This window comes from Ilumatobacter sp., from assembly GCF_049588435.1.
Taxonomy (GTDB): Bacteria; Actinomycetota; Acidimicrobiia; order Acidimicrobiales; family Ilumatobacteraceae; genus Ilumatobacter_A.
In genome coordinates, this window is the sequence record NZ_JBAVYV010000535.1 from 1 (window position 1) to 10056 (window position 10056).

The window sequence follows — 10056 nt, forward strand, 5'->3', positions numbered from 1 at the left end:
CCGTCGAGCGGCGGCGGGGTGTCGCTCATCGAGTCAGGCCGACGGGGTGCCGGGCGCCGGGGGCGGTGGTGGTGTCGGCTCGGTCGGGGGCATGGGGGGCGGTGCGGCGAAGACGGCTTGCAGTTCGGGCACCGACTGTGCCGGGAGCCACCCCGCCATTCCCTGGGCCCAGACGAGGGTCTGTCCCGTGACCTGGCCGTTCTGGATTCCCCGTTGCATCTGGGCCATGTTGTAGGGCCCGCCGGCCTGACCGCCGTGATCGACGTGGAACATTTTCTGACCCGGCAGCGGTGGCGGTGCGGCTGAGGCCGGCGGTGCGGCTGCCGCAGCCGGCTGTGCCTGGGGTGCACCCCCGACTCCGCCCATCTGGTTGGCCATCTGTCCGGCCATCGCGACTCCCATGCCCATCTGCATCATGTCGCCCATCACCGAACCCCCCTCGTTCTCGGCTGCGGCGAGCATCGCATCGGCGGCCTGTGCCTGCTGGTACTTGTTGAGGTCGACGTTCTCGACGAACCCGGACGCTTCGACGCCCTTGGCGACGCCGCGGGTCATCGCCTGGGTGATCTCGTCGGGAAGCGAGATGTTCATCGTCATCTCGGGGATCGCCAGGCCGAACTCGTCGTCGACGCGTTCCTCGACGAACTTCGCGAGGCGACCGGACAGGGAGACCTGCTGGCCCTGGAGGTCGATCGCACCGAGTCCGGACGCCAGCACCATGTCCGAGAACGCCATCGAGATGACCCGGCGCAGCAGCTCGGTGATCTCGTCGGCCTCGACGGCCGAGTCGGTTCCGATGACCTCCTTGAGGAAGATCTCGACGTCGGCGATCTTCACGACGCACAGTCCGTTGGCGCGCACCTGCACCATCTTGAAGTCGGGGTCGCGCACGGTGACGGGCTGGGGGGTTCCCCAGCGGATGTCGGTGACCGGCCGCGTGTTGATGAAGTACACCTCGGAGCGGAACGGGCTGTCGAATCCGTGCTTCCAGCCCTGCAGCGTCGACATGATCGGGAGGTTCTCCGACGTCAGCTCGTAGTGACCCGGTTCGAACTGGTCGGCGAGCGCTCCCCGGTAGACGAAGACGGCCTTCTGCCCCTCACGGACGATCAGTTGGGCGCCGTTCTTGATCTCGTTCTGGTAGCGGGGGAACCGCCACGCGAGCGTCGAACGGGAGTCGTCGATCCACTCGATGATGTCGACGAGTTCGCCCTTGAGTTTGTCCATGAGACCCATGCGAGGCCCACCTTTCGTGTTCGTTCGTTGTGCGTTGCGGTCCTGCTCAGACCCTAGGTCAAGCGCGTTCTATGCGGTCGCGATTTGGTACATGTGGCGGGCCACCATGAGGTCGAGGTGGGCCCCGCCGGCATTCTTGAACAGAGTGATCTCGTCGTCGGACGTCCGCGCGAAGCCGCCGGAGTGCAGCGCCGAGTAGTCGCAGACGTCCGACTCGGTGATCACGCCCGCCTCGAGCGGTCGTGCGATGTCACCGACGTCTCGCGCCGTCATCAGGCTGTCGACGAAGACCGACGAGCGTCCGATGCACTCGTCGTCGGCTTCGCGCATGTCGGGTCGGTAGCCACCGATGAGATCGACGTGCTGGCCCGGGTGCAGCCACGACCCGTGGATCACGGGGTCGTTCGACATCGTGGCGGTGCAGACGACGTCTGCTCGTCGGACCGCGGTCTCGAGGTCGTCGGCCCGGTCGGCGCCTGCAGCCTCGGCGAGTGCGTCGGCGTTGGACGCGGTTCGGCTCCAGACGTCGAAGCGGGCCGATGGGAACAGCGACCGGTATGCATCGATCATCGACGACGCGACCGTGCCCGACCCGACGATCAGGATCCGCTCGGAATCAGCACGCGCCAGGCGACCGGCAGCGAGTGCCGAGTCGGCGGCCGTCTTCCACTTGGTGATGAGATGAAAATCGAGCGTGCAGTCGAGTTCGCCGGTTCGGTCCGAGAACAGTGCCACCGAACCGTTGACGGTGGCCAGACCGTCTGCGGCGTTGCCGGGGAACACGGTTGCGGTCTTGACCAACGAACCGAGACCGTCGACCCAGGCGGCTCGGCTGAGCAGGGAATCGCCGCCCCGGCGCAGGAGCGTGTCATCGACGCGCGGGGCGGTGGCAGCGTGGCCGACGTCGATCGCATGGATCACACCCGGCCAGGTGAGCAGGGGTTCGACCAGCTCGCGGTCGAGGTGCAGGGTCATCGTCAGCGCGACGCGACGCCGCGAGCCCAGCGATAGTCCGCCTTGCCGCTCGGCGATCGAACGATCTCGTCGACGCGGATGATGTCCTTCGGCAATTTGTAGCGGGCGACGTGGCGCTGCGCCTCGGCGAGGAGTTCCTCGTCGGTCGCGTGGTGATCGGCGCGGAGCCTGACCACGGCGACAACCTCGCTGCCCCAGCGCTCGCTCGGGCGTCCGGCGACCACGCAGTCGTAGATCGCAGGGTGTTCCTTCATCGCTGCCTCGACCTCCTCGGCGAAGATCTTCTCACCGCCGGAGTTGATCGTGACCGAGTCGCGACCGTGCAGCTCGACGATGCCCGGCCCGCCGACGTCGTCCGTCAGGATCCGGGCGCGGTCGCCGGGCACGGCGTAGCGGATGCCGTGGACCACCGGGTAGGTGCGCGCGGTCTTGTCGGGGTCGCCCAGGTAGCCGAGCGCGAGTCGACCCGTCTTCGCGAGCCATCCGATCTCGGCCGCTCCGGGCTCCAGTACCGCATCGAGGTCTGCCGACAGCACCACATTCGAATCGGTCAGGGGAAACGTGCCCGTGGTCGCGTCGCCACCGGTCGAGACGTGGGAGACCTGACCGCCGGCCTCCGACGAGCCCAGTCCGTCGATGATCATCAGCGTCGGAAGATGCGCGAGGAACTCGTCCTTCAAGGGGGCCGACAGCGCGGCGCCGCCCGACAGCAGCACGGTCAGCGAGGAGAGGTCGTAGTCGGCGTCGGACGCGCGAGCCCGGTCGAGTTCGTCAAGGAGCGGGCGGGCGAACGCGTCGCCGACGATCAGCAGGAAGTCGATCCGTTCGCGTTCGATCGTGCGCCAGATGTCTGCCGGATCGAGACGATCGGTGACGTCCTGGACGACGATCGTCCCGCCGCCGAGCCACGTCCGAAAACTCATCCAGTGACCGGCCCCGTGCATGAACGGGGGAGCGAGCAGCGCCCGCAGACCCGTGTTCGCCTCGTCGATGAACCCGTCGATCGTGGTCGCGGTCTTCGACCCGCCGAAACACTCGCGCATCGCGTCGCCGTTGCGCCACATCACGCCCTTCGGCATGCCGGTGGTCCCACCGGTGTAGAGCATGTAGAGGTCGTCGGCCGACCAGGTGACGTCGGGGCGCTCCGCCGATGCAGCTGCGAGCGCATCCTCGTACCAGATTGCGCCCGGGAGCAGCTCGTTGCCCGAATCGTCGGCCACCTGGAGGATGGTCGTCAGGTGCGTCACGCGGGGGAGGACCTCGGCCAGCGTGGGAGCGAAGGCCGAATGGATCACGACCGCGCGAGCGTTCGAATCGACGAGCAGGTACTCGAGCTCCTCGGCGACATAGCGGTAGTTGACGTTCAGCGAGACGACGCGCGCCTTGAGCGCCCCGAGCATCGACTCGAGGTATTCGTTTCCGTTGTGCAGGTAGATCGCGAGATGGTCCTGGCCCGACTCGTGACCGGCCACCTGATCGCGTTCGGTGTGGCAACCGAGTCCCTGGCCGAGCAGGTGGTTCGCGAGACGGCGTGTCCGCTCCTCCATCTGTGCCCAGGTGAACCGGCGGTCACGGAAGACGAGACATTCCGCATCGGGTCGCGTGCGCCCGATCGCCTCGTGGACGTCGGCGAGCGCGAGCTCGGCCACTGCGACGCCGTCGTCGGCGAACTGGTTGGAGTCGGACATCGCCGCGCCCTTCGAGTCGAATCGGTCGGACCTCGATCGGTCAGACGTAGTAGCGGAAGATGACCTCGGCGACGCACGACGGCTTGCTGGCACCTTCGATCTCGAAGACGAACTCCTGCGTGACCTGTGCTCCGCCGGGGACGTCGTCGACCGCGGTGAGTGTGACGCCGAGGCGCAGCTTCGAGCCGACGGGGACGGGGGAGGGGAAGCGCACCTTGCCGGTGCCGTAGTTGACGCCCATCGCGACGCCGGACACACCGAAGATCTGCGGCGAGAGCATCGGGCCGAGTGAGAGGGTCAGGTATCCGTGCGCGATCGGTCCGCCGAAGGGGCCGGACTCGGCGCGCTCGACGTCGACGTGGATCCACTGGTGGTCACCGGTGGCCTCCGCGAATGTGTTGACCTGTTCCTGGGTGATCTCCACGTAGGGCGAGTAGCCGAGGTGCTCTCCGACGAGAGCTTTGAGTCCGTCGATGCCTTCGATCATCTGCATGGAGCCGATGTTGGCAGACTGTTGTGATGAGCGACGAAACCGACGACACCAATACGGACACCGGCGACGGGTTCCGATCCGGTTTCGTCACGTTCGTCGGCCGCCCGAACGTCGGGAAGTCGTCGTTGGTGAACGCCATCTGTGGTCGCAAGATCAGCATCGTCAGCGACAAGCCGCAGACCACCCGCCACCGGATCATGGGTGTACACACTCAGTCGAACAGCCAGATCGTCTTCGTCGACACGCCCGGCCTGCACAAGGCGGTCACCGCGCTGGGACAGCGGGTCAACGCGACCGCACTCGACAGCGTCGGTCGGAATTCGGGTGACGTCGACGTGACGGCGTTGGTGCTCGATGCCACCCAACCGTTCGGCAAGGGCGATCGCTGGGTCGCCGAACGTCTCGACATGCCGAACTCGATCGTCATCGTGAACAAGATCGATCGAGCACCCCAGGACAAGGTCCTCGCGATGTTGACCGCGTCGAGCGAACTGGGAGCGCGCGAGTACTTCCCGGTGTCGGCGCGCACGAAGGACGGCCTCGACGGGTTGATCGACCATCTCGTCTCCACCCTCCCGTACGGTCCTCGCTTCTTTCCCGAGGGCGAGGTGAGCGACCTCCCGGAGGAGCGCTGGGTCGCCGAACTCGTCCGCGAGCAACTCCTCGCGGCAACGCGTGACGAACTGCCGTACTCGATCGCGACGCAGGTGGTGGAGTGGGAATGGCCCCGCATTCGCGTCGACATCATCGTCGAGCGCGAGAGCCAGAAGGGGATGGTCATCGGCAAGGGCGGCCTGATCTTGAAACGGGCCGGTGAGGCTGCACGCAAGCAGCTCCCCGAGGGCGCCTTTCTCGAGTTGCGGGTGAAGGTCGACAAGGACTGGCAGCGACGCCCCGAACGCGTCGAGCGGCTCGGCTACTGAACGTTCTGCCCGAACCGATCAGGGCTGGGCGGTCGTCGTGGTCGTTCCGTCGACGGTTTCGAGTTCGCCGCCGGTGTCGACCTCATCGGGGTTCGGATCGAGTTCGGGGTTCGGATCGACGTTGACCCGCATGGTGGCGTAATCGTCGACCGAGACAGGCTCGTTGGTCAACAAGCGGTCTCCGGTCGGGATGGCGACGTTCTCGGTCCCGCCGTTGAAGGTGAACACCGCCTGGCCCACCCCACCGAGTCCGTAGAGGAACGTGAGCACCATCTGGGCGATCGCTTCGCGCTGATCGCGTGACGGAATGTCGTCGAGAATCGACTCGTCGAGGTCGATCGTCAAGATGCCGCCCTGGGACGTGGTGTCGATGATCAGCCCCTCCTCGACCAGGTTGGTGAGCAACCCGCCAGAGGGTCCCGGGCCACGTTCGAGCAGCAGGATCAAGTCGGTGTCGGCGACCGGAGAAGGTGCCTCCACTTCGACCGCGCGTAGCTGATCGCGCGACAGGAAGAAGACCTCGACGAACTGGGTGGCCGGAGCGATGCTCGTGGTGGTCGTCGTCTGGGGCGTGTCCGGAAGCGTCGTGGTGGTCGTCGTCGTGGTGGTCGAGGTCGTGCTGGTCGTGTCGGCGAGTCGGTTCGGTATCTCGGCGTCTCCGATCGCCTCGAAGCTCTCGGGGCCCGTCGGCACACCGCAGGACGCGACGGCGGCGAACGCCACACACCACGCCGCGCGACGAATGATGTTGCTCATCGACTCGTCCTGTTCATTGTCCTGTTCGTCGTCCTGTTCGTCATCCTGCTCACCATCGTGCTCATTGATGAGGTCTCCTGCTGGGGATCTCGAAGACGAACCGCGCACCGCCGCCGGGACGATCCTCCACCCAGACCGCGCCGCCCATCGCGGCGCTGTGCTCGGACGCGAGCGCGAGGCCGAGTCCTGTCCCGATGCGGTGACGGGCAGCGCTGCCGCGTGAAAATCGTTCGAAGATGCGTTCCCGTTCGCTCTGGGCGACGCCGGGACCCCCGTCCTCGACCGCGAATCGGATCATCTCGTTGTGCACCGGCACCACTTCGACCCGCAGGACGCCGCCACCGTGGTGGTTCGCGTTCTCGATCAGGTTGCCGAGTACGCGTTCGAAGCGAACCTTGTCGGCATCGATCTCACGGGGTGTCTGCGGATCGACGTCGACCTCGATGTCGGGGCTGCCGAACCGGGCGGCGACACGGTGGGTCAGCGTGATGATGTCGAGCGTCTCCACGGTGAGGTCCGTGGCCCCCGCGTCGAGGCGGGAGAGCTCGAGGAGGTCGATGACCATGCTGTCGAAACGGCGGACCTGGCTGACCACCACGTCAAGTGCCTGTTGGGTGCGCTCCGGGATGTCGTCACGTTTCGCGTCGAGTACCTCGACCGCTGCGGTGAGAGCGGTGATCGGTGACCTCAACTCGTGGCTCACGTCGGATGCGAAGCGCGCCTCGAGCTCGATCTTGGTCTGGACCGCGTCGGCCATGTCGTTGAACGAACTCGCGAGTCGGTCGAGGTCCGGGTCGGACTCACCCTCGAGACGCGTGTCGAGGCCACCGGACGCGATGTCCTCCGCCGCATCGGCGACGCGACTCAGCGGGCGAAGCAACCGTCTGCTGGTCGAATATCCGAACAGCGTGGCGACGACCAGGGTGCCGAGGCCACCGAGGGCGAGCGCCGTGAGAAGTGCGGTCAGGGTGGACCGTTCGTTGTCGGCGGGGAAGGCCTCGAGGTATCCGGTGTCGTGGCGACGGATGTACACGCCGACGGTCACGTAGTCGTCGCCATCGATCGACATGTACTCGATCCCCGATCCACCGGCCTCGATGTGCGCGACCAGATCCTCGGGGAAGTCCGACAGCGGGTGGGTGAGATCGGTCTGGGCGAGTGGGTCGATGAGCAACGCGAAGCCGCCTGGCTCCGTGCGCAGGACGTTCTCGAAGTAGTCGCCGATGCTGACGGTCGGGTCGACGGCGGCCGCATCGAGCTGGTCGGCGACCCCTTCCGCGTTGTCGAAGGTCTGCTGCTTGGCCGACGACGAGCGCTCTTCGAGCAGACTGTTGCGGGCGAATCCGTACGTCACGCCGATCAACACCAGGCCAGCGAACAAAGCGATGAGGGCGAAGAACAGTGTGACGCGAGTGCGCAAACGTAGGGAGCGATCGCTGGCCACGGGTCGAGTGTTGCAGACTGGGCCGACTCAACGGCTCCAGTCGAGGGTTCACCCGCTGCCGGTGAGGCACCAGGGGGAGGGAGGTACCTCACCGGGGCAGCGTGAACAGTTCATATGTTGCTCCCGGACTGTGACAGCACGACGTTCGGATTGTGCGCTTTGTGTAACGAAAATTGAATCTCGGTCCGGGGCGCTCACCAGGGGATTCGGGGTGAACCCTGTCGGTGCAGATCACGTTCGACCTCGATCGGACCGCTCCTGGCTCGATGTCGGGTCGACTCTTCGTCAGCAAACCGCAACAGATCGGCTCCGAGTCTCCCCGGCGCCTATCATCGGCTCACGCCATGGAAACCCTCTTGTTCATCGAAGACGACGATGCGATTCGCCTCGCGTTGTCCCTCGCGCTCGAGGACGAGGGCTATTCGGTGCGCGAGGCCCCGAACGGAGCGCAGGGATTGCTCTCGTTCGAACGCGAACCCGTCGATCTCGTGCTGCTCGATCTGCGCCTCCCCGACATGTCCGGATTCGAGGTCTGCCGCTCGCTGCGCGCCAAGAGCATCGTCCCGATCATCATCATCACCGCCCAGACCGACACCGTCGACATGGTCGCGGGACTCGAAGCGGGTGCCGACGACTACGTCACCAAGCCGGTCGTTCCGAAGGAGTTGGCGGCGCGCATCCGGTCGTTGCTGAGGCGCGTCCATCTCCAGGACCAGTCGCCGCCGCAGCCGTCGGTGTTCGGCGACGTCGAGCTTCGGCGTGAACAGGGAGTCGTGCTCAAGGGCGACGCCGAGATCGATCTCACCAAGACCGAGTTCCGGCTGCTCTGCGAGTTCGCCGATCACGCCGGATCGGTCCTCTCGCGCGACCAACTCCTCGAGCGCGTGTGGGGATACGAGTATCTGGGCGACTCACGCCTGGTCGACGCTCACGTGCGCCGGCTGCGGGTCAAGATCGAGGATCACCCCGATGACCCGAAACTGATCGTGACCGCCCGCGGCGTGGGCTATCGCCTCATCGCCTGACGTATCAACTCGGGTCAGACCCCGGTTGATCCGGGCCGCTACTTGACGTAGAGCGCCTCGATCTCGTCGGCGAACGTAGCGAGGATGCCGCGGCGCTTGAGCTTCGATGTCGGCGTGAGCAGTTCGGTGTCGGGCAGCCACTCGTTGCCGAGCACCTTGACCTTCTTCACCGACTCGGCGTTGTTGAAGTCGGACATCGCCGTCACGAGGCCGGCTTCGACCTCGGCGATCACATCGGGGTTCGCTGCCATCGCTGACATCGTCGCGGCTTCTCCCTCGAGTCCGTGCTCGGCTGCCCACGCCGCGGAGGCGTCGGGGTCGAGCACGACGAGCGCAGCGACGAACGGACGCTTCTCACCGACGGCGCACGCCTGGCCGACGAGTGGAATCATCTTGAGGGCGGCCTCGAGGTTCGCCGGGCTGATGTTCTTGCCACCGGCGGTGATGATCAGTTCCTTCTTGCGGTCGACGATCTTGAGGTAGCCGTCGTCGTCGATGACGCCAATGTCCCCGGTGTGCACCCAGCCCTCGTCGTCGATGGTCTCGGCGGTCTTGTCCGGCAGCCCGAGATATCCCTCGAACATGTTGCCGCCACGCGCGAGCACCTCGCCGTCCTCTGCGATCTTCATCTCGACGCCGACGGCCGCAGCGCCGACGTAGCCGGGCCTGGCGGCAGCGGACCACGAGAGCACCGCGGTGGTCTCGCTCATTCCGTAGCCCTCGCTCAACGGCACGCCGATCGCGCGGAACCACTCGAGGATCTCGGCCGGGATCGGTGCAGCACCGGAGATTCCGATCTCGACCTCGTCGAGTCCGATTAGCCCACGGACCGCCTTGAAACCCACCTCGTCGAGGAAGTTCCACGTGGCGATCTCCTCCTCGCTCGCGGTGCCGGCGGTCATCTTGGCCATGATCGGGATCGCCGCCGCAACGCCGTCGTTGAACTGCTTCTCCTTCTCCGGATCGGCAGCGATCGCGGCGTTCACGCCCGCGTACATCTTCTCCCACACACGCGGGACACCGATGAAGACATTCGGCTTCGCCTCGCGCACGGTGGCGGGCATCTGCGAGGTCTCCGGGCAGCAGAAGATCCGCGTCGCGAAATCGATCATGTAGTAGTGGCCGAGGAGACGTTCCATCACGTGCGCCATCGGGAGATACGACACGTGGCGCTTTCCAGCGAAGGAGTCGATCGTGGTCTGGTCACGCATCGACTGGCCCACCGACTCGAGTGTCCAGGCCACGTTGTTGTGGCTGAGCATGACTCCCTTCGGTGGACCGGTCGTCCCCGAGGTGTAGATGATCGTCGCCGTGTCACCCATCTCGGCGGTCTTCGCCTCCGCCGACAGGTCCGCCGGCTCCGAGGCGATCATGTCGCTGTAGCGCACGATCTCATCAGCAGCGCCGTCGGCTTCGATCAAGGCGATGTGTTCGATCGTCGGGAGTGAGTCGCGTACCGATTCGAAGCGCTTCAGGAAGCCGGCGTCCTCGAGGATGGCCACGCTCGCCCCACAGT

9 protein-coding genes are annotated in these 10056 nt (G+C 66.0%); 2 read left to right on the forward strand and 7 right to left on the reverse strand.

What is annotated here, in order from left to right; genetic code table 11:
- Nucleotides 1-33 precede the first annotated feature (33 nt).
- From WBV89_RS20130 to WBV89_RS20145, 4 genes are all read right to left on the reverse strand, one after another.
- On the reverse strand, nt 34-1236 hold the full coding sequence (locus WBV89_RS20130; protein ID WP_423983111.1) for an SPFH domain-containing protein: 1203 nt from the start codon (nt 1234-1236) through the stop codon (nt 34-36).
- 69 nt (nt 1237-1305) lie between these two features.
- Nucleotides 1306-2211, reverse strand: a complete 906-nt coding sequence (locus WBV89_RS20135; RefSeq protein WP_423983112.1) for an ornithine cyclodeaminase family protein — start codon at nt 2209-2211, stop codon at nt 1306-1308.
- A 2-nt stretch (nt 2212-2213) separates the two neighbouring features.
- The gene (locus WBV89_RS20140; protein WP_423983113.1) at nt 2214-3899 is read right to left on the reverse strand and encodes an acyl-CoA synthetase; all 1686 of its coding nucleotides are present in this window, start codon (nt 3897-3899) and stop codon (nt 2214-2216) included.
- A 40-nt stretch (nt 3900-3939) separates the two neighbouring features.
- The gene (locus WBV89_RS20145; RefSeq protein WP_423983119.1) at nt 3940-4386 is read right to left on the reverse strand and encodes a MaoC family dehydratase; all 447 of its coding nucleotides are present in this window, start codon (nt 4384-4386) and stop codon (nt 3940-3942) included.
- A 32-nt stretch (nt 4387-4418) separates the two neighbouring features.
- Here WBV89_RS20145 and era point away from each other — a divergent pair, with 32 nt between their 5' ends.
- Entirely contained in the window at nt 4419-5315 is an 897-nt protein-coding gene (gene era, locus WBV89_RS20150) for a GTPase Era (RefSeq protein WP_423983114.1), read from the forward strand.
- A gap of 18 nt (nt 5316-5333) precedes the next feature.
- Here the strand turns inward: era and WBV89_RS20155 are convergent, their stop codons facing one another.
- Both WBV89_RS20155 and WBV89_RS20160 read right to left on the reverse strand, forming a co-directional pair.
- Nucleotides 5334-6071 (reverse strand): GerMN domain-containing protein, encoded by a 738-nt coding sequence (locus WBV89_RS20155; RefSeq protein WP_423983115.1) that lies wholly within the window; start codon nt 6069-6071, stop codon nt 5334-5336.
- 61 nt (nt 6072-6132) lie between these two features.
- A complete protein-coding gene (locus WBV89_RS20160; RefSeq protein ID WP_423983116.1) occupies nt 6133-7515 on the reverse strand; it encodes a HAMP domain-containing sensor histidine kinase in 1383 nt (460 codons plus the stop codon).
- Between the two features lie 344 nt (nt 7516-7859).
- On the opposite strand from WBV89_RS20160, the gene WBV89_RS20165 reads away from it, so the two are divergent.
- Entirely contained in the window at nt 7860-8540 is a 681-nt protein-coding gene (locus WBV89_RS20165) for a response regulator (RefSeq protein ID WP_423983117.1), read from the forward strand.
- Nucleotides 8541-8578: 38 nt separating this feature from the next.
- Here WBV89_RS20165 and WBV89_RS20170 read toward each other — a convergent pair.
- Nucleotides 8579-10056 (reverse strand): AMP-dependent synthetase/ligase (locus tag WBV89_RS20170; RefSeq protein WP_423983118.1); only part of this gene is annotated, 1478 nt, incomplete at its 5' end.